This is a genomic window from Chryseolinea sp. T2, from assembly GCF_037203685.1.
Taxonomy (GTDB): Bacteria; Bacteroidota; Bacteroidia; order Cytophagales; family Cyclobacteriaceae; genus Chryseolinea.
In genome coordinates, this window is the sequence record NZ_JBBCAU010000003.1 from 919,562 (window position 1) to 940,426 (window position 20,865).

At 48.2% G+C, this 20,865-nt stretch carries 14 protein-coding genes and 1 tRNA gene; 7 read left to right on the forward strand and 8 right to left on the reverse strand.

What is annotated here, in order from left to right:
- Window positions 1–15: 15 nt before the first annotated feature.
- Window positions 16–2,193, reverse strand: a complete 2,178-nt coding sequence (locus WBG78_RS13740) for a xanthine dehydrogenase family protein molybdopterin-binding subunit (protein ID WP_337327000.1) — start codon at window positions 2,191–2,193, stop codon at window positions 16–18.
- A gap of 114 nt (window positions 2,194–2,307) precedes the next feature.
- Window positions 2,308–4,683 carry an ABC transporter permease gene (locus tag WBG78_RS13745; RefSeq protein ID WP_337327001.1) on the reverse strand — a complete coding sequence of 792 codons (2,376 nt, stop codon included), beginning with the start codon at window positions 4,681–4,683 and terminating at the stop codon, window positions 2,308–2,310.
- A gap of 211 nt (window positions 4,684–4,894) precedes the next feature.
- Between WBG78_RS13745 and WBG78_RS13750 the strand changes: the two genes are divergently transcribed.
- Window positions 4,895–5,095 carry a hypothetical protein gene (locus tag WBG78_RS13750; RefSeq protein ID WP_337327002.1) on the forward strand — a complete coding sequence of 67 codons (201 nt, stop codon included), beginning with the start codon at window positions 4,895–4,897 and terminating at the stop codon, window positions 5,093–5,095.
- A gap of 247 nt (window positions 5,096–5,342) precedes the next feature.
- The gene (locus WBG78_RS13755; RefSeq protein ID WP_337327003.1) at window positions 5,343–6,266 is read left to right on the forward strand and encodes a uroporphyrinogen decarboxylase family protein; all 924 of its coding nucleotides are present in this window, start codon (window positions 5,343–5,345) and stop codon (window positions 6,264–6,266) included.
- Between the two features lie 817 nt (window positions 6,267–7,083).
- On the opposite strand, the gene WBG78_RS13760 is transcribed toward WBG78_RS13755, so the two are convergent.
- A complete protein-coding gene (locus WBG78_RS13760; protein ID WP_337327004.1) occupies window positions 7,084–7,431 on the reverse strand; it encodes an MGMT family protein in 348 nt (115 codons plus the stop codon).
- A gap of 53 nt (window positions 7,432–7,484) precedes the next feature.
- Between WBG78_RS13760 and WBG78_RS13765 the strand changes: the two genes are divergently transcribed.
- The 4 genes from WBG78_RS13765 (at window position 7,485) to WBG78_RS13780 (ending at window position 14,303) form a co-directional block, all read left to right on the forward strand.
- Window positions 7,485–9,062, forward strand: a complete 1,578-nt coding sequence (locus tag WBG78_RS13765; RefSeq protein WP_337327005.1) for a hypothetical protein — start codon at window positions 7,485–7,487, stop codon at window positions 9,060–9,062.
- A 209-nt stretch (window positions 9,063–9,271) separates the two neighbouring features.
- The gene (locus tag WBG78_RS13770; protein ID WP_337327006.1) at window positions 9,272–12,520 is read left to right on the forward strand and encodes an FG-GAP-like repeat-containing protein; all 3,249 of its coding nucleotides are present in this window, start codon (window positions 9,272–9,274) and stop codon (window positions 12,518–12,520) included.
- Window positions 12,521–12,740: 220 nt separating this feature from the next.
- Window positions 12,741–12,825 (forward strand) — tRNA-Ser (locus WBG78_RS13775).
- A gap of 656 nt (window positions 12,826–13,481) precedes the next feature.
- The gene (locus WBG78_RS13780; RefSeq protein ID WP_337327007.1) at window positions 13,482–14,303 is read left to right on the forward strand and encodes an AraC family transcriptional regulator; all 822 of its coding nucleotides are present in this window, start codon (window positions 13,482–13,484) and stop codon (window positions 14,301–14,303) included.
- 82 nt (window positions 14,304–14,385) lie between these two features.
- Here WBG78_RS13780 and WBG78_RS13785 read toward each other — a convergent pair whose 3' ends face one another.
- The 4 genes from WBG78_RS13785 to WBG78_RS13800 form a co-directional block, all read right to left on the reverse strand.
- Window positions 14,386–15,417, reverse strand: a complete 1,032-nt coding sequence (locus WBG78_RS13785; RefSeq protein ID WP_337327008.1) for an SDR family NAD(P)-dependent oxidoreductase — start codon at window positions 15,415–15,417, stop codon at window positions 14,386–14,388.
- 178 nt (window positions 15,418–15,595) lie between these two features.
- Window positions 15,596–15,997, reverse strand: a complete 402-nt coding sequence (locus WBG78_RS13790) for a hypothetical protein (protein ID WP_337327009.1) — start codon at window positions 15,995–15,997, stop codon at window positions 15,596–15,598.
- A 79-nt stretch (window positions 15,998–16,076) separates the two neighbouring features.
- Complete coding sequence (locus tag WBG78_RS13795; RefSeq protein WP_337327010.1) at window positions 16,077–17,030, reverse strand: metallophosphoesterase family protein; 954 nt, start codon at window positions 17,028–17,030, stop codon at window positions 16,077–16,079.
- 119 nt (window positions 17,031–17,149) lie between these two features.
- On the reverse strand, window positions 17,150–18,058 hold the full coding sequence (locus tag WBG78_RS13800) for a TolB family protein (protein WP_337327011.1): 909 nt from the start codon (window positions 18,056–18,058) through the stop codon (window positions 17,150–17,152).
- A 51-nt stretch (window positions 18,059–18,109) separates the two neighbouring features.
- On the opposite strand from WBG78_RS13800, the gene WBG78_RS13805 reads away from it, so the two are divergent.
- Window positions 18,110–18,520 carry a hypothetical protein gene (locus WBG78_RS13805; RefSeq protein ID WP_337327012.1) on the forward strand — a complete coding sequence of 137 codons (411 nt, stop codon included), beginning with the start codon at window positions 18,110–18,112 and terminating at the stop codon, window positions 18,518–18,520.
- A 644-nt stretch (window positions 18,521–19,164) separates the two neighbouring features.
- Here WBG78_RS13805 and WBG78_RS13810 read toward each other — a convergent pair.
- A complete protein-coding gene (locus WBG78_RS13810) occupies window positions 19,165–20,838 on the reverse strand; it encodes a sodium:solute symporter family protein (protein WP_337327013.1) in 1,674 nt (557 codons plus the stop codon).
- Between the last annotated feature and the right edge of the window lie 27 nt (window positions 20,839–20,865).

Here is a 20,865-nt window from a genome sequence, read left to right on the forward strand (position 1 = left end):
CGCCGACTGCCACTCTTAAGCCCAATCAAAAGGAATCGCGGCAGGTTGCTTGCCCGTGAGTGAATAGATCGCATTGGCCATCGCCGGCGCAAGCGGTGGGACCCCTGGTTCGCCGGTACCCCGGGGCGGATCGTTGCTTTCTATGATGTGTACTTCGATTTCAGGCACCTCATTTATACGCACCATCTTATAATCGTTAAAATTAGACTGGACGACACGGCCGTCTTTCAGATGTACGCCTCCATACAAAACTGCCTGCAGTGCCCACACGATTGAACCCTCAAACTGGCCCTTTACGATAGAGGGGTTAACGGCGGTGCCACAATAAACAATCACGTCCACTCTTTTTAGCAACGGCCTGCCATTCATTATTTCAACGTGAGCGATATGCGCACACGTGCTATGCATTGTGGTGATGGCAACGCCCGCACCTTTCCCTTTACCAGGCCATAGTTCTCTCGCTCTTTCCAGGACACGAACCAGCGCCTGACGATCGCCGGAAGCCTTCTTCAACCATTCGGAAGGATTCTTTTCATTTGAAGGAACTATCAGGTCTTTCTTCAACCAAGCAATTCTGAAATCCAACGGATCTTGTCCCAACGCCGCGGCTATGCGATCGACCGCGCACTCCCGTGAGAATGTGTTGCGATGAGGATTCACCGATCGCCATGGGCCTACTTGCACGGGTGATTCGAGCTCTACCAGCGACAGACTTCGCGATGGCACGGAATCCATGTAGGGGTTCCAGGTGTCTTCGAGGAAGACATTATTGAAAGTGAGTCGTTTTCCATGCCATGCAACTACGTCTCCCGCTGAATCGAGTGTCACCTCATCAAGGTGCCGCTCGCAGGCGTGATAATAGTCGTGGCGAATTTCATCCTCGCGGGTCCAGAAGCATTTAACGGGTTTGCCAGCATGTCTTGAAATCAGTGCCGCCTCCACAACAAAGTCCGCTTCCCATCGGCGACCGCTTCCCCCTCCGGAGGGCAGGACATGGACGTTGATGCGATCAGCCGAAAGGGAGAGTATCGGAGACAACTGTTCCACTATACGTTTGGCAAACTGGTGTCCACTCCATACTTCGCACGAATCTGCCTTAACATCACATACGGTATTGAGTGTCTCCATCAGCGCATGCGCCTGAAACGTTATATCGTAGCTTGTATCGATCCGCCGATCTCCGGGTTGACGTTCGCGTAAAACACCAGCGTCTAATATCTTTCGCCCGTCCTTCGCTTCGGATGAAGACAGCAAAGCGTTAATGCGCTGATCGCTTGCTGCTCCATGCTTACCGTAGTCCCAGTTTATTTTCAATACTTTCCGGCCCTGGATGGCCGCCCAGCTATTGGTAGCGATCACAGCAACTCCGTCCTGAACTGTATAGAGATACGACGGACTCATGTTCTCAGAAGCAGCGTCACGACGAAAGCCTTCCAGAGGAAATACATCAACTACACCCGGCACCTTTCGCGCCGCGCTATCATCAATGCTGGTTGCTTTACCCAGGAACACAGGACAACGTTCAATTGAGGCATAGAGCATTCCAGGCAACGCGACGTCCATACCGTATTGATGGCGTCCGGATACGATCGCACCAATGCGAACATTCGGTAAGGGTTTACCGATGTACTGAAACTCCGACGCTGGCCGCAGCACAACATTGATCTTTTCTTCCGGCAATACAAAAGAGATCAGCTCACCGAACGTGATGCTTCTGTTTTTCACCGGATCGATAACACGCGATCCCCGTGTCGTATAGCCATCTGGTGATTCCTTCCAATACCTGCCCGCCGCAGCAAGGAGGCGGATTCTGAGCTCTGCTGCTGCTTTCCGAAGTGGCTGCCAGCCAATAGATGTCGAAGAGCTTCCACCTGTAATCCCCTGCATGGCAAGTGAGAAGGATCGACTGTAATCAGCGTTGATGATTTCCATATGTTCCAGATCCGCACCAAGCTCGTCAGCAAAGATCATAGCATAACCAGTACTAATCCCCTGCCCCATCTCCTGCTTCGGCAAATTGAAGACGACGCGATTATCCGGATGAATGTTTACATAGAGCGATTGAATGGGAGCTCCTTCCGCCCGCGCCGGATTTCCATTCAGCATAAGATCGGGTAGCCATAGCGATGCAGCGAGAATGCCGGATCGCTGCGTGGCAATGGAGATGAACTGACGACGGTTAAGTTTGGTCATGGCATATGAGTATTTAGTCGTTAGTAGTGAGTCCTGAGTAGTTAATATTTGGATCCCGTTAGGGACTTCGATCATTATCATTCCGTTGCTAATGATCAAAAGTTTCTACGGGAATTACTCTCGCCTTAGTGCTTTCACAGGATTTTGCATGGCCGCCTTTAAGGCCTGCCAGCCAATAGCAACCGCAGACGTAAAAACCGTAACTCCGCCTGCAACAATGAATGTTATCCATCCTACATCGATACGGACAGCATATTGATTCAGCCATTGCTGCATGAGTATGATCGTTAACGGGATGCTGATTGCAAATGCAATGAAGATCATCCGTAAGAAGCCACCCGACAGCAGAAACACTATGCCAGCTGCCGTGGCACCAATTACCTTTCTGATACCAATCTCTTTTTCGCGTTTAAGAATTATGAAGGAAGATATTCCAAGAAGTCCCATGCTTGCCAAAATCAATGCCAACACGGCAAAGATTCCCGCTATGCTCGACACCTGTTGCTCCTGTTTGTAGAGATTATTAAAGTATTGATCCTGAAAGAAACCTTCCATCGGATACTCTGGCAGGAAGCGGGCCCAGGCTTCTTCAATGCTACTAACTGCCGTAGATGGGCTTCCGGAAATGCTGATCATCATATAGCGTTGAGATCTCAACGTATCGAAATAGAAAACCATTGGATTGATTCGTTCGCTCATCTTAGCAAAGTGGAAGTCCTTCATTACGCCGATTATTTTTCCCTGTAGATCTCCGCTGCGACGGAAGTTGGCATTGATGGGGTCCTTCATCTGAAACTGCCTGACAGCGGTTTCATTCAGGATGTATGATGTGCGCATATCTGCAACGTTATGCCACTGAAAATTACGGCCAGCGATCAATGGCACGCCAATCAGACGGAGAAATGCCGTATCGATGGCGATGTTCTTTGCAAAGGTATCCGGTGTTTGGTCTGGCATATGATCCGGATGAAACGTATCTGATCCCGGCTCGCCACCGATCAACCCCGACGCGCCGGCAATGGCTTTTATCTGCGGATGAGACGAGAGAGCAAGACGCAGTTGGCGCGCCGGCGCGTAGGCAGCGGACGGTATGCGTAGCACATAAATGTTTTGCTGGTTGAAACCAAGGTCCGCCGACTGCATGAAACGTATCTGTCGGTTCACGACAATGGTTCCCGCCAGCAAAGTGAGTGAGATCACAAATTGAAACACGACAAGCGTTTGACGCATCGTGCGTTCAGCAACGGTAGGCTTAAGCGTCTGAGTGAGCGACTGAACAGCACCGAACCGCGAAAGCCTCCAGGCTGGATATATTCCTGAAAGAAATGATGTGATCAACAAGACACTCACGAAGATCGTTAAAAACTCAGCAGTGAAGAGATCTCTCCATTGAAGGTGAACATCCGCCAGCACATTGAAAGGTTCCATTACGCCTAAGATCAATGCCATTGCAACCAACCCTGCAATGATGGTTATGAGCAGAAACTCCACGTAGAACGAAAGAATGAGGTGCCATCGAGATGCTCCAAGAATTTTGTTAATACCAGAGTCCTTCATGCGCTCGGTGGTGAGCGCGGTTGCCAGATTCACAAAATTGACAATAGCCAAAACCAAAATAAATACTGCGATAGCGAGTATCGCCCAAAGCTGCGATGCCGCATGTGCTGTAACTATGTCCCACTGGAGAACTGTCGTCGTGATTTCGTTCAGCGGTTGCAAAAGGTGGTCATAGCTTTTCAGGTATTCGGCATCAGCCTCTGTTGCATGCGCTAATACGATCCCGTCAATTTTACGCTGAACCGAAGGCACATCCTTTTTATCCGGCACTTTCACGTAGGTAAACGCAAGCGTCTGTGCCCACACATACAACTGAGATGGCAGGCGATGGGCGGGACGGAGATAGTCAAACGACAAATGGGTTCCAACTGGTACGTTCACCACTCCCGTAACGATCAATGAGCGTTCTTCATCCAGGCCAACAATTTTACCCAACGCATCGCCATCCGGAAACAACTTGCTGGCCGCACGTTCACTCAACACGATAGCATCTCTATGCCGAAGTGCCGTTGAAGAATTTCCCTGTACGAATCGAAAGTCGAAGAACTGAAAGAAGTTTGAATCGGCCTCAATCACATTGTCTTCGTAAAAGCTTATATCATTGTACCGAATGATACCCCGCGTTGAGTAATTTCTATAGGGATACCAAAGCCTTACGATGTCCGCCACCTCAGCAACCTCTTCGTGCAGGTGATGTGCAATAGCTGAAGCTCCTCCCGAATAGCGATTTCCCGATCCTTGTTCGTGATTCAGGATCCGATAGATCTTGTCATGATCAGTGAAAAACGTATCGGCATTAAATTGCTTTTCAACAAAGAGAAGCACGATGAAGAAACAGGCAAGCCCCAGTGCGAGACCAGCCACTTCGATGATAGTATAAAAGCTACGGCGAACGATATTTCGCCATGCGAGCAGAACTTGCAGAGGGAGCATGACTGATTATACGGAGCGCTTTCAGTGGTGAGCATGATTGATGGTCCGAACGCAGGCTTCCCATGCCAAATTGCATTCACCTTCGCCTCTCGCGATACGGACATTCATATCCGTATTTGTCATTTCGACGGCTGTCACAGTTACCCCGACCGAATAAGTACTTCAACAAGCACGCTGTCTCACTAAGTTTGCGAATAACTTTTTGATCATCATGAAGAACCTGATCGTTGCCACCCTGGCGGTAATATTTGTGATCTATCTGGGATACCTGGGTATGCAACACAAACACTCCATTGGTCCGTTTCTGATGTTCGTAGGTGTATGCACTTCCATTGGCCTTGCAATCGATATTTCAAATGCAGTACGCGAGTATATCCGAAAGGCTAATCTTCGAAAATTAGGTATCAAGTAAGTAGTGAGTTACGGGCCGGAGCAAAGGCCATTCATTCACGTTGCAGCAGCCAATCCTAAGTCGAGACCAATAATATTTTTCGGGAGCATGGTCATCGATCCAAAAACAAGTAAATTCAATCTCCTCAGAATTTACAATGAAAAGAAAGGCATTCCTCAAAGCTTCGCTGTTAGCGACCGGCTGTTTGCTCACCGCGCGGCAACTACCCTCTTTTGGCGCACGAGCCGCTCTTAGTAAACGTGATCGCATGCTACAGTGGCTTGAAGGTAAGCCTCAGCCTGGATACACGCCCGCCGCATTCTTCCTTCATTTCGATGAGCAGCATCACGTCGGCATGGCTGCAGCGAAGAAACACCTGGAGTATTTTCGATTCACCGATATGGACTTCGTAAAGATCCAGTATGAACAGCAGTATCAGCCGGTCGATTTCATCCAAAAGCCATCAGACTGGTCAAAGGTCAAGGCAAACAAGGTTGATTTTTATGAGCCTCAGCTTGTAGCAGTGAAAGAGATCGTGAAGCAGGCAAAGAAAGAAGCCTTGATCATCATGACCATCTATTCGCCTTACATGTGGGCTGGCCAGCTATCATCGTATACAACGCTTTGGAAACATCTTCATGAAGATCCGGAGCAGGTAAAGAAAGGTCTTGATGCTTTGGTCGAAAGTCAGCTGATCTTCGTTCGGAAATGTATTGAGCTTGGCGTTGATGGCTTCTATATGTCAACGCAGGGATCCGACAGCGGAGAGTTTAGCGATCCCGATATCTTCCTCAAATACATCAAGCCTTCAGATCTTGTTGCTATGCGTGAGGTGACTTCAAAATGTCCATTCAACATTCTTCACGTATGCGACTACGTTGCTCCCTATTCAAACTATGACGCGGTATTCGATTATCCGGGACAGGTTGTGAACTGCAATACGCGGTTGAAAGAAAGAGAACTCTCATGGCAGCAAGTCTCTGAAATATTTAAGCGTCCTAACATGGGCGGCATGGATCGTCACGGAGTAATTACTAATGGAACTCCCGAACAGATTGATCTCGAAGTGAGACGTGTACTCAGTGAAGCTCCCCCGCAGTTTATTCTCGGAGCTGATTGCACGGTTGATAGTAGTACGGACTGGAAGAAGATTAAACGTGCGATTGGAGTAGCACACGGGAAGACAGAGTGAGGGTGGAGTGTGAGAGTGGGGAAGAGTGAGAGTGAGAGTGAGAGTGAAGTGTTAGTGTGAGAGTGAGAGTGAGAGAGAAGTGTTCGGGTGAATAGATGTAAAAAAGGAAAGGCCGCCCCTCCCTCCGAAAGAACGACCTGTTTCCTAGATTAAAAACCAACCCACTTTGCCTTCGTGTCTGTTCGTAAATGGTCTCATTTTACGGTTGCAGACAGCAGTTTCTTTTTTGGATTGTTAAGGAAGGGCCGCCCGGTTAAGAGCGGCCTGATTCCCGATTAAAAACCAACCCACTATGTAATCTTTATAGGCGGGAAGTCAGTGACATCCTCAGCCAGGTTTGGAAGTAAGCCCGCCCATCTGGCGAGCTGTTCTTCCTGTTGTTAGTGCCTCGTTTTTAAACCTTTCAGTGCCTTTGCACTTGAGGTTGCTTGTCCCGCTTTAGCTAGTCCCGCTTTAGCTAGTCCCGCTTTAGCGAGCTGTCCGGCGACGACAGCCTTGTGATCACAAGCGCAGGTGGTATTGTCCCGCAAAAAATGTTGTGCACAAGGCCATCATCATCGAACACCTGGCCATTCGACGGTGGCTTCACTTCCGTCTTGTAGCCTCTGTGTTCAGCGACCCTTTTAAGTTTTTTTATCAGGTCGCGGACGATATGCCTATTGCCAACGGTATGCCACCAGGCCGAACAGTCGAAATCATTGAAATTTGAGCTATCAGGAAAGGAAATGTTCCTGATTTGGGAGACTTGATTCTCTAATCGAAAAAGAGGCGCTTTGTGGGACTCTTTTTCATAGTTGATTACCGACGGAAACCGCCACTATAACTCCAGTTCTTTTGCGGGATCCCAGAAAATATCCTTGAAGCGTTGAATTTTATCGTTCTGCACTTTAACGCCTTCTTTCTTGAGCAATAGCTCCATCGTGGTGGGCGTTTTGAACGCATGTTTGCCAGACAACATACCGGCACTGTTCACGACCCGATGAGCCGGAACACCTTTCGGACACGTGTGCATAGCCCATCCGACCATTCTCGCGCTGGATTTAAGACCCAGATAGTGAGCGATAGCGCCATAACTTGTGACTCTGCCTTTGGGGATAAGTCGCACGACTTCATACACATCACCGAAAAAGTCGCTTTGTGCTCCCTTCTTTTTGATTTGTGGCATTCAATAAAGTTACGGTCTTGGTAAATTTACGGCTCGTTTTTAAACTAATTGACGTGAAGTATCCCTTTTTGATGGCTTTGCTCGCTTGCGCGGGCTCTTCAGCTTTTTGCCAAAACGCTCAAACCGCTCCTCCATCATTCATTTTTCCCGATAGTACCGGTTGGAATGTGGTGAACGAAGGAAAGCATGTTCGTTTCCAGGTGAAATCCACTCATCAGGGTGCTAAGATATACTACAGTCTTGAAGGCGCTGATGGATTGGGAATGCAACTCGACAGTACCGGATTGTTTGACTGGACCCCGTCGTTCGACCTGGTAGACCGGGTTCAGAAGACCCGCGATGTAAACGTCATCTTCCAACAGGCATTTGCTGATGGCAAACGCGAGCGTAAAGAAGTTACTTTCATTCTGCGACATGTTAACCGCCCGCCAGTAGTGGAGGAGTTGCCGGTACTGTATGTAAGACAGTCGTCGGCAAATACTTATCAGATACCCTCTGAACTGGTGTACGATCCGGATGGCGATCCGCTCGTATTCCGATCGAACCTGGTGGTGATGCCGGAAGGAACAGCCCTTTCTCAACAGGGATCATTCACCTGGAAGCCGTCGCGAACTCAGTTTGCGGCCCTGAAAAACAGTCCACTGGTGCTTGAGTTCACAGTTCAGGACCAGCCGGACAAACTTGAAACTACGGGCAAGCTCCGCATTGCGCAAACACAGCTTGACCTTCCGCCAGACATCATGATCGTACCCGGCGACTCGATATTCTCGATCAAAGAAGATGAAATCCTTAACCTGAAGATCTATGTCTCCGATCCAAACGGTGACGATGATGCAAAGACCGTTGGCCTTATCACCAGCGACAAGCGTATACCCCAGGCGATATTGAAAGAGAATACACCTTTGCAGTACGAACTCACGTGGAGCCCTGGCTATGATTTCGTGGAAGACACTCAGCCGCCGGTTAAAACGGACCTTGTAATTTTTGCCCTTGACAAGTCCAACAACCGCACACAGCGAAAGGTAACGGTGCGGGTAAGCGACGCTGAGAATCTAATCAAGAAGGATGCTCATCAGTTCCAAAAGTATCGCAGCAATCTTACCGATGCGGTTATCCTTATCCAGCAGCTTGATCAGAACCAAAAGAATCTGAACAGCGACTACAAGAAAGCTAAGAAGGGAAAGAAGAACCGTTCGATTGTTAACGCATCACTCGGAGCGGTGACGGGAGCGACGCCTGCCGTTGTTGATGATGTTCAAAGCGCCAAGATCATTGCGGGCGTAGGCGGCACAACAGTACTTACTTTCGGAACACTTGAAGCGACAGAAGTAATTGGCCGTTCGAAGGAGGGTATCCTTGAGAAGATCAAGATCACTATCGACCTGCGCAACAAGATCCAGGGAGCAGGCGACGACTTCGCGCGCAAGTATGCACTGAAGGCCCAACGACGCGGCCCTGAATTTGACAAAGACATTGAGAAGTTCAGGACAACGCTAGCCGATCAGCGCATTGTTCTTTTGGAACTTGATGCATATTCGAGAAATCTCCGTATCGATGATCGCGATATTAAGAAGGTGTTTGTTGATTATGTTGAGGAGCAACGCGAAACCGCATCGGTTACACCTAAGTAGCGTTTCCCAGTTTAGCTGGCAGGACCAGAAACTTCATTTAAAGCAAATTACGCAGGGCCCTAGCAGGGCCTTGTTTGTTTTTTCGACAGTGCTATAATTAGCATTATTCGCTTTACCGAGTTACCAGGAACCGGCAACGGCGATTAACTTTGAGACGGCCGTTGTGCCCATTACGATTCAGAATACCCCAACAGCTAAATTCCCCATTGATGCCGAAACTCTACTTCGCGGTCGCGCTACTATCCTGTGCCTTTCCTCTTTTGTCACCGGCGCAATCATTCCAGGAATTTTCTGCTGGTTTGGATCCGCTTTATGATGGCCGTATCAGCTGGAGCGACCTTGACAACGATGGCGACCTCGACCTGATCTATTCAGGACAGGCTAATGAAAACACGTTTCGCACGCGCGTATATGAGAACAATACAGGTGCCTTCGTGTTGAGAGCAACTGCTCTGCCCGACCTTCGGAACGGTGAAATTGCTTTAGGCGACTTCGACAAAGATGGAGATCCGGATGTATTACTCTCGGGACGTGGTGTTGCTGCCAATATTTCGGAGTTATATCTCAACAATGGTTCATTCAGCTTTTCATTGCAGACCTCGTTCGCCGGGCTGATGAACTCGGGTGCTTCGTTCGCAGACATTGATAACGATGAAGATCCTGACATCATCATAACCGGAACAGACGATAGTACCCTTCCCGTTGCTGACAAGGTGCTCGTATACCGGAATGATGGTCCATCATTTACACAACTCACCACCACAAGTCTTCCCGGTTGTTCCAACTGCGCGATTGATTGGGCTGACGTAAATCATGATGGCTTCGTAGATGCTGCGATCGCCTCTGTAGGAAGGAGCAATTCCAGTCACACAGAGCTGTACATCAACAATGGCAATTCAACTTTTACACTTGATAACAGTCAATCGCTTCCTGAAATTAAAAATGGAGATTTGCACTGGGGGGACTTCGATCGTGATGGACAAATGGACCTTCTGGTTGGCGGGGTTCGCTCCGATGGCACGATCACGACAGACGTATTTCAGAACAATGGTGGCAAACTGAAATGGATGGACGAACTGAACCTCTATTATGTTGCTCTGAACCGTCATGGAGGAACTCAATGGGCTGACTATAACAATGACGGCCTGCTGGACATCGTGTTGTCCGGGCAGGGGACTTCGGTCGTTGATGACGAATATATTCTTAAAGGATTTTTGAATCAGGGTGATTCAACGTTCACGGAGGAAGACCTTGTGCCTGAGGGTCTGTCATACAGTTCGATCGACTTCGGCGACTTTGACAACGACGGCGACCTTGACATTGCTTACATGGGGCGACGCAGTACAGGCGTGGTTACCGGAATACTCAGGAACACCCTGCGCAATGCTGCTTTTGCTGTAAATACCAAACCAACGGCTCCGCTGCTGGCCGGGCTTTCAGAGAAGTTCTATCGCAAGTCGGTAAAACTAAAGTGGCCCGGTGGTTCCGATGTGCAAACGCCAACGGCGGCCCTATCCTATAACTTCTGGCTTCAGCGTGGGGCGGTGAAAGTTGTAGTGCCCGGAGCAAATCCTTCTACCGGATATATTACAACGTCTAATCCTCCGAATGGACATTCACAAAAGATCGAGTTGTCTAATCTGCCGGAAGGAAATTATACCTGGGCAGTACAGGCGATCGATGGAACTGGTACAGGATCTCTGTTTACAGCAGCAAAGGCCTTTCATCAGCTGAATGGACCTGAGGCATTGAAGGCAGAGATTGTAGACGAGACTCATGTCAAGCTAACCTGGCTCGATCATTCGGGAATTGAAACGTCATACCGGATCGAACGATCGCTTAGTCCCAATACCGGCTTCGCTACACGCGCGACACCTGCGGCCAATACAACCACGTACTCTGACAACTTCGCTTTCGTAGCGGAAACTCCCTACTATTATCGCATCTATGCCGTCGATGCGACAAAGTCGTCGGGCTATGACTCCTTGAAGGTTGTTCTTCCCGCAAAACCAGCAAATGTCGGTGCTTTAGAGATTCATGCAGCCCGCATGATCATTACCTGGGACGACAATTCCAACGTGGAAACGGCGTACACAATCGAACGGAAACTTGCATCTGCATCCACATTCGACGTGCTGGACACTCTTGACGCTGATGATACCGAATATTATGATAACAACCTCACCGAAGGCACAGCATATGTTTATCGGGTGCGTGCTATGAATGAGAACGGCTATTCCGCATATAGCGATGCTGCTACAATCACATCTAACTTCAGACCGCGCGGAGCCGACATTGCAAAGACTGGTGTGGAAGACCATGAGGTCAAATTTACTGAGCAGGATTTCGCCGACCAGTTCACCGATCAGGACGTCGATGACATGTTCGTCTCCATCTACGTAAGCGCGCTTCCTCAGCGGGGAGCTTTGAAACTTGGCACAGCTTCAGTTACTGCAGGGCAGCGGATTGCGCGAAGCGCTTTGAGCACGCTCTTATATATACCCGCTAAAGACGACAATGGACTTCATCCCTTCAGTTTCTATTTCAGCGATGGAAGAGACAGCTCGGACGTTGTTTACCAGGCAAAAGTTAATCTCACTCCAGTGAATGATGCTCCCGTATTTACCATTCCATTAAAGCTGACATTAGACGAAGACTTTGAAGTACAATCTATCGTGCCTGTTATATCAATTCCAGCTGACGAACAATCGCAGACTATTACATGGACGTTAACGCCGGCAGAGGTGACCAACATTACTGTTGAACTTGATCAGGCCACCGGGACAATCAAACTCACGCCGGTTAAGGATGCATCGGGCACCTGGCAATTCACGCTCACGGCAGATGATGGCCAGGCAACCGACAGTAAACACACAGCAAGCATTGAGATTGTCGTTCGGTCAGTAAACGATGCTCCTTTTATTGGTGAGATTGAGGACATCAGTGTTGAAAAGACGCAGCCAATTCCGCCGGTTACGCTTTCAATATCTGACCCTGATAGCCCGGCAGAAAGTATCATTCTTGGAGTAACGTCGGATAACCAGTCCGTGGTCAAGAATAGTAATCTCCGTATAGAGGGCAACACACTCACTATCGTTCCGGAACTGAAGGTAGGCAAGGCGGTTATCACTGTAAGGGCAACTGATGGGATATCGGTCGGCACCAGGCAATTCACAGTTGACATCACCGTAATTACAGCGATAGAAAAGATCGCCCACGGCGTCGACGTTTATCCTAATCCAGTACAGTCGGCACTAAACATTAATGTTGATGAAAATTTTACGCTGCCTTTCAAGGTGCTACTGCAGGATGTGATGGGAAAGGAAGTGCTAAACATGGTGATCGAGTCAGCCAGCACTCAGCTTGATTTCAGCGAGATAAAGGCGGGGTTATATTTTTTGAAGGTCGTTACGCCAGAGGACAAGGTTTTGTACGAGGGAAGAATAATTAAGAATTAAGAGTTAAGAATTAAGAATGGAATGCCGTGCCCGTTGCTGAGCTGAAGCTAACAAGACAAAATTTATACTATATGGCCGAGTGGGTGCCTGGAAGTGTGTTTTTGCTTAAATAAAGGCATAAAAACAATTCTTGGCCGCGGCATTTGGTGAATGCGCAGAATGGTATAGATTTGCAGTCCCAAAACCAGCAAAAAGGCTGTTTTTAGCTGATTTTGGCTACAGAGGAGTGGCAGAGCGGTCGAATGCGGCGGTCTTGAAAACCGTTGAACCGCAAGGTTCCGGGGGTTCGAATCCCTCCTCCTCTGCAATAGCACACAAAAGGAAAAGAGGTCCATGCATAGCATGGACTTTTTTTGTTTGTATGAATACGAACTGAAACGGCACAAAAGAAATTCACTATTGCCACAGAACTGTTTCCGTTTCAAGTGAGGATTCTACAAACAAAAAAAGGAGCGCAGCGACCTCTTTGACTTTTGTGTGCTTTTGACACTCCCCCGTATGGGATCACCGAAGGTAATCCCTCCTCCTCTGCAATAGCACACAAAAGGAAAAGAGGTCCATGCATAGCATGGACTTTTTTTGTTTGTATGAATACGAACTGAAACGGCACAAAAGAAATTCACTATTGCCACAGAAACTGTTTCCGTTTCAAGTGAGGATTCTACAAACAAAAAAAGGAGCGCAGCGACCTCTTTGATTTTTTGTGCGCTTTTGACACTCCCCCGTACGGGATCACCGAGGGTAATCCCTCCTCCTCCTCCTCTGCTTAGCCTACAAACCGAAGCGCAGTCTGACATTTCTCTATTAGCACAAAACGCGCTTCGTTTTGACGCGGAGTTATCGCAAAATGTAAAACTCCATAACATGTGTACTCCCGCGATTGGCCGCTACATCTCCAAAGTATTTTGTAATTTCTACCCCTGAATAAACAAATCACCAAATAGTGGTTAGTCTTAACACTATGGCTGTGGAATTCAAAGCGAAATACATAACACCCGAGATTAAACTTTCCGTATTTGAAGATGAGCTCTTCAAAACGGAGGCCCACTTTGATCATCATATGTTGATTTGGTTTATGTCGGGTGAAACAAGAATTATCCAGGCGGGGAACACTTATACGTTTAACGCGGGAGACATCTTTCTCATCCCTCGTAACCAGGTGGTGACGGTAGTGAACTATCCTAAGGATGGTTTTCCGCACAAGACTGTTGCCATGCATTTAACAATGGATCGTCTTCGTGAATTCTATTCGGATCTCGACGTTAAGTATACACGCCCGGCTTCAGATAAGATCTATCAATTCGATAAGCATCCGCTGCTTCAAAGTTGTCTTGCGTCGCTAGTTCCATACTTCGACATGCAGGATGATTTCCCTGAAAAAATTGCATCGTTGAAAATCAATGAAGCACTAACCATTCTCCGTACTATCGACAATAACATTGATGGCATCCTGGCCAACTTCGAAACGCCTGGCAAAGTGGACCTCGTAAAGTTCATGCAAAGTCACTTTATGTTTAATTTGCCGCTGGAGAAGTTCGGCTATTTAACAGGCAGAAGCCTTTCTACCTTCAACCGTGATTTCAGAAAAACATTTAATGAAACGCCGCAGAAGTGGCTAACAACGAAGAGGCTGGAGTTGGCGCACTATCAAATCACGCAATATTCAAAGAAGCCCGCTGATGTCTATTTAGAAGTCGGCTTCGAGGACCTCTCACATTTCTCATTTGCTTTTAAGAAGCACTTCGGCTATATACCGACGACCCTGGTTAAGAAGCAGGCGTAAGGCTCATCCCAATTTTCACGTTGAGACAAGCCCTTGAACTCAAGGCTTCAAAATCCAACCTATGTTTTAGGTTCCCAAAGCGTTATTTGACTTCAAATTCAATTCCGGTCATTTTTTCAGCCAGTTTCCAGAGCTTCTTAGCTGACTTCTCATCAACAGCATAGTCACGAACACCGGTTGGTATCGAAGGATGGTCCTGCTGAAGACTAACATCTCCTCTGTTCAAAAATGTAACATCGACATTTTCGCAATACACACCACCAATGTTGTCGAGCATTGGGCTCGTGGCACACCATACAGTCGTTGCTGCGCCCTGAGGAATGGTCTTAAGTCTCGCGAGTACTTCCGAGCGCAGCAGCCCGTTTTCATCTACGTAACCCAATTGTTGAAAGAGCTCAAGCGGCGCCTCCCGTGCCAGCTCGGTACCACCAATTGCTCCCGGATGCAAAGAGTAAGCTCTTATGTTTTGGTCCTTTCCGCGATTGTCCAATTCCACCGCGAACAGAATGGTTGCAGTTTTCGACTGGCCGTAGCCATGCAGTGTTTCATAGCTGCGATGTTCGAAGTTCGGATCGTCGAAATCGAATGGTGCGAACTGATGTCCCTGCGACGAGACGTTTACAACCCTGGCGCCATTGGCCGCCTTCAGGGCAGGCCACAGCTTTGCCACCAGTTCAAATTGCGCCACGAAGTTTGTTACAAGTTGTGATTCAATGCCCCTTTTGTCTCTCCGCAGCGGAACCCACATGATACCAGCGTTATTGATGAGAATATTCAGCGGTCGTTCGGACATAAGGAATCTTTTGCTAAAGGAATCAACTGAGCCGGTATCCATCATGTCCATTGCCTCCAGTTCAACGTTTGGTATACCCGCCAGATTTTTTCTGGCTTTTTCAAGATCTCTCGCTGCAACGATGACCGTCGCTCCTGCGGCAGCAAGCGTCTTCGTCGTTTCTAGTCCTATACCTGTATTGCCACCCGTTACGATGGCGATCTTTCCGTTAAGGCTAATGCCCCTGATAACTTCGTTGGTGGTCGATGCGGCATTGAATCCTGAGTGAAGTGGTTTCTGCAGTGCGCCATTGTAGTTGTTGATTTCTACCGTTGTTTCCATTGTACTTTTGTTTTTTGTTGATACAAAGGTAGATTCAGCCCCTCCCCGGGCGTTTGTTCAAAATTCCAAGTTTGCTTTGTTTAGAATGTCAGCAAGAGCCACCGCCGCAACGATGATCGACGCCGCTCCGAACCTGTAGCTGGGTGCACGTTGGTTCAACTCCAACCATCTAGACTTGTTACCGTGCTTTCTCTGCTTCCTTAAGCGGATGCGTAAACAAAACAACTCCAAAGCTTCCGGCGAACACAGCATACAACACAGCGCATCCATACACAACGTAGGGATACTGGTCAACACTTCCGATTTGTTTCAACAACGCCATTGCACCCACGAAGAAGTGAAGGAAGTTACCCATGGCTAACGGTCTCGCATAGATCCCTCCCATTATAGCGCCCCGTGACATCCAGTTGGTGATTGCAAAACCGAGGTATAACCCGCCTGCGCATTGCAGGATAAAAGATGCAAGCTGGGAATAAGGCAAACCTGCTGCATTGAGTATCTCTGAAGGAGCGAATGATAATATAATGCCGGCGATGCCCATAGCCAGGGCGCTGGCGCTTAAGAGAATTCTGGTATTCATGATGATCGGGTGCGTTAAAACGTTTCTTCTGTACTTGGATATAACCGTGGAAGATACAAAAACGCACGACTCTGTCGTCCTATACCTGATACTTGTAATAGACACTCCGGCAGTCACTCGATCCATCTTCGTAGAGATCAATGATGGAATATACCGGGGGGAATTCATCCAGCACGAATGAATCGCGCCACCAGTTGCCGGAGACGGCTCCATTACAAAGATACTTCACCCCCAGGTATTCGATCGAATCAATGTAATGAACATGGCCGCTCAGGCACAGCTTAACATTCTTATGTTTAAAGAACAGGTTCTTGATCCGTTGATGATCGAGATGCATGTCGCCGGCAGGAAACTTAACGTCGGCAATCGGTGTACGTTGAGTGAGATAGAGCATCGCTCCAATTGACATGATCGGTACATGATTAAACACGCATATCGGGCGGTTGTTATCGATACCCTTAAGTTCACCCTGAAGCCATTCGAACTGCGCATCATCCAGGCCATAACCGTCGTTGCCGTTGATACTGTCGAGGGCTATGAAGTGCCAACCTTTCGACTCAAATGAATAATAACGCTCTGGCATTGACAACATCTCCATCGCCCACTGCTTACCATATCGTTTCTCTTTCTTATACTCTGTATCAAGGCTTTCGTTGGGTCCGTCCCAAACATCGTGGTTGCCCAGCGAACTATACATTTTGATCTTGTTCGATTGCGTTAGTTTACTCCAGGTGCTCCATCGCGCCGAGACTGTTTCCTTAGTTTGTTTGTTCTCGTCCATGACTGTGTCGCCCGTGTTGATGATCAGGTCGGGGCGATCAGGCAATGCGTTGATATCGGCAATGACCAGGGCGAATGATTCTTCGGCGTTGCGTTGATCAAGAATATGAACATCCGTGATGTGCGCTATTCTCAACGCGCGCCTTGCTCCTTTATCTATGGAAGATCCTGCAGCAGGAACGATGGGGAGCAGCGACGTGACGACGCTTCCAAGAGAAGCGTGCTTAATAAATTTCCGGCGGTTGGTATTCATAACGTGAAGGTAGGCTGCCAGTTTCACCCCATGTTTAGGAAATCGTTAAGGTTTTAAGCATGGTCATCGAACTATAACCATGTTTAGCATTGTGCTTCGGCGACAAGCTTCTATATGCACTAATGAGTCATCCACGAAAACTGACTTGTACCTATCCACTTCACATCAAACTCTGAACTGTAGAATAAGTACTTTCCATCCGGCGTAACATACGAACAGTATTCATACGTATCGGTATTCACCTTGTTACCCATATTTTTCGCTTGCGACCAGGATCCATCAGCATTCCGCAGCGAGTAATACAAATCGCCGCTTCCCTTTGAATCATTCCTGTCGACAGAAGTAAATATCATATAGCTTTCATCCGGCGCAATCATCGGATCATGCTCCATCTGCAAGGAATTGATCGAAGGACCAAGGTTCTCCGGCGTCGAATACTTCCCGTGTTCGTAACGGCTCATATAGATATCATGATCGCCAAGGCTCCCTTTTCTATTTGACGCGAAGTAGACGTTGCCATTGTCGGCCACAGAAACATAGTATTCTGTGCTGTCAGAATTTACTGCCCCCAGATTTTCTGGCTTTGACCAGGACCCATCCCGTTGAGGGCGTACATACCAGATGTCGAAATCTTCCGCGGGGCCTGTAGCGTTACGAGGTCTGTTTGAAATGTAGTATATGGTTCCGTCAGCACTGACGAAAGGATCAGCCTGCGAATAATCGAGTTCTGTAAATGGTGCCAGTACCGGTTTATTCCATGTGCCCTCCTTCCATTCACTCATGTATATGATCCACTTTCCTTTTGCAGATCCGGCGAAATAAAATTTTGATCCATCGCGGGAAAAGGCTGAGTTGAAGTCGAGCGAATCGCGGCTCACAATTCCAGGAAGGAAGCGCAAGGCTGCCGAATCGGGCAACGGTTCCGGGTATTCTGTTGACCAGGCAGACTCCTGGCTGGTACATTGAATGATAATACCCACGAACAAAACCGACATCAGGCTTTTTAGCAGAAGCAAATTGTCATTCATGACCAACATCTGTTTATCGCAGCAATTATACAGATTTATTATATTGATACTATGCAAGAAATCCTCACCCGCTACTTTGAGAACCTGATAGCACGCACAGAAGGTCCACTCAATCTTCGATTTTTTATTCAACCAAGTGTATCATTGTTTTTCGCGTTAAGGGCAGCGTTCAAGGATGCAAAAGAAGGAACGGTTCCATTTTTATGGCGCTTCGTTGTATCCAAAGAACAGCGGCTTCATGTCGCGAAAGAAGGCTGGAAAGACTTTGGTAAGATCTTCACCGTTGGGATAGTATTTGATATCGTTTACCAGTTGATCATGATCTTTAAAGTGAAAGCCACATCATATTTCTATCCGCTGGAGTCGATCACAGTTGCAACTTGCCTGGCAATTGTTCCCTACATATTGTTTCGCGGGCCTACGAACAGGATTGTGACGTGGTTAAAGAGGCGGAATGCGTAGGGCGCGGGACCAAGCATTGCAATGTTGCAAACCCGCTTGATGACCGTATAGCTACCTTTTTGTATCACAGGTATTAACCAAGATAACAAAAACGGGCTAAACGGTCACCCGGAAATGAATCCCTTACAGTGACCTTACAGTGAGGTTATGGTGAGGTTATAGTGACTTGTCAGGCGCCTGGTCCCCGTCTTCTCCCCTGCTTGGCCAGCGGTCAGTCGCATTCCTGACTTGGGTTCGTCCGCACCCACTATTTTCACGTCACCATCGTCCTATCCCTTAACCGAAAATTGGGTCTCACGGACAAAGTTTTTGGTAAGTCAGGCAAACAACGCAGTGCTAAACGCAGCCGCGGCAGCGTATTGTCTCAGCATGAGAGCCTGGGAAAGTCTGGGAAATGTTGGGAAAACGACTGGAAACGTCTGGGCGAACCTGGGAAAAAGACTGGGAACGGCTGGGGGAGACTTAGGAAAACGTTGGGAAAGGATTGGGAAAAAGTAGCCTACAGGTTGGGCACGCGCCGCCTTCCACTAGCCAAAACGTTGCGGCCTTATTTAGGCCTTACTGGGAACTACCCGCCGACAATCAATCAGATATAGTCCTTCTATAGGAAGACCAGCACGAAATAACACGTGTAATATTGAAAATTAACCCTCCCGGGAACTGCTCATCCGTATCCTGAAGAACCCCGTTGCGGAAAGCACGAAGATCACCGCCCCGACAAGCATCACGACCGTATTATTTTCTGAGGCAATACCCAAAGCAAAGATTCCGAGTCCGACGACGGCGGCAGCGATCGTGATCACCGTAACACCAAAAACGTTCTGTGATTCGGCAGCCTCATGAGCCGGCGTTATTGCTTTGGGTTCCGACGGCGGGTTGCGAAATTGTGCCGCCTCAGGAGCTTCGAGGTTGGAGGTATAATAGTAGTATTCAAACAGGGCAAGCACTAACAACGGCAGGCCTACCCCTACCAGTGTCTCCATCGTACGATTGAATTTAAAACCAATCAGCACCGGGGCAATCACTTTGAAGAAAAGACCCACAGTGAGAGCAATGATCGTTGTTGTCACGACGGACGTCGCTGTCTGTCGTTTCGAGTAGAGAGACCAGATAATCGGTGCAAACAAGGCCCCTCCGGCAATGGCGGCGATACTCAGCACTACTTCGACAATACCACCCGCCAGCGGAACCATCAACGCAAGGCCTATGGTACCTGCGCCAAAGAGCAATGTAAAGACCCGGGCGACGAGAATTTGTTCGCGTTCCGTAGCGTGCGGTCGCAATACATTTCGATAGACATCCTGGGCAAAAACAGTAGCCGCGAGATTAATAGTTGTATTTGCTTTACTTGATGTGGCGGAGATCATTCCCGATAAAACCAACCCTATGAGCCCGGCGGGTAGCACCTGCTGGCAAAGCATCATGTACGCTCCTTCGGGCTCAAGTCCCTGCAAGTTTGGATTGATGATTCGATAAATCATTGGAGGCAACATCCAGATCACGGGACTTATGAAATACAATGCTGTAAAGAGGTATGCTACCTTTTTTGCATTGCGCTCCGTGGAGACACTCGTGTACCGTTGTACGTATGCCCAGTTTCCTCCGATGTAAAACGTCTGATACCCCACGAAGGCCAGCATGAATATCGCTGTATAGTCGTTGTTGAAAGGCTCGAAAAAATTTTCAGGTGCTTTAGTAAGCAATCCATTCGCACCGCCGATCTGTCCGAACGCAGCAGGTATTACAATGAGCACGGCAGCCATGAGGATGATAAACTGCACCACATCGGTTACGAGTACGGCCCAAAGTCCGCCGGCTGCAGTATACAACACAATCAAGACGCCGATTGCAATGATACACGAATTGAGCGAAAACGGTGTGGCTACATACACCATCTTTCCTACCGGATACAACACGGCCGCAGTATTAACGAGGCTGAGGGCGAGCATCAGGTAGGTATAGAATTGTTGTGCCTTTGTTCCGAAGCGCTTACCAATATATTCTGCCGCAGTCTTTGTGCCTGTGCGTTTCCACTTTCCGGCAATGAACACAGCAACAAGCAGACCGCTGATCGCCATGGTGAGTTGAATCATGTTTGCTACAACACCATGCTTATATGCAATAGAACCCCATACAACAAATGTTCCCGCTGAGAAGTAGCTGATGAAAAGCGAGAGTCCATTAATCCACCACGGTGTTTCGCCTCCGGCCTCGAAGAAGGCCTGCGCATTCTTGCTCCCCACCCGTGTAAAGGCAAGGCCAATCGCAAAGATCAGCAGCGCGAACACGATCATCACAATAAAATCCAGCTGATTCATGCGTGCAGTATAGCGTTAGAAAGTATA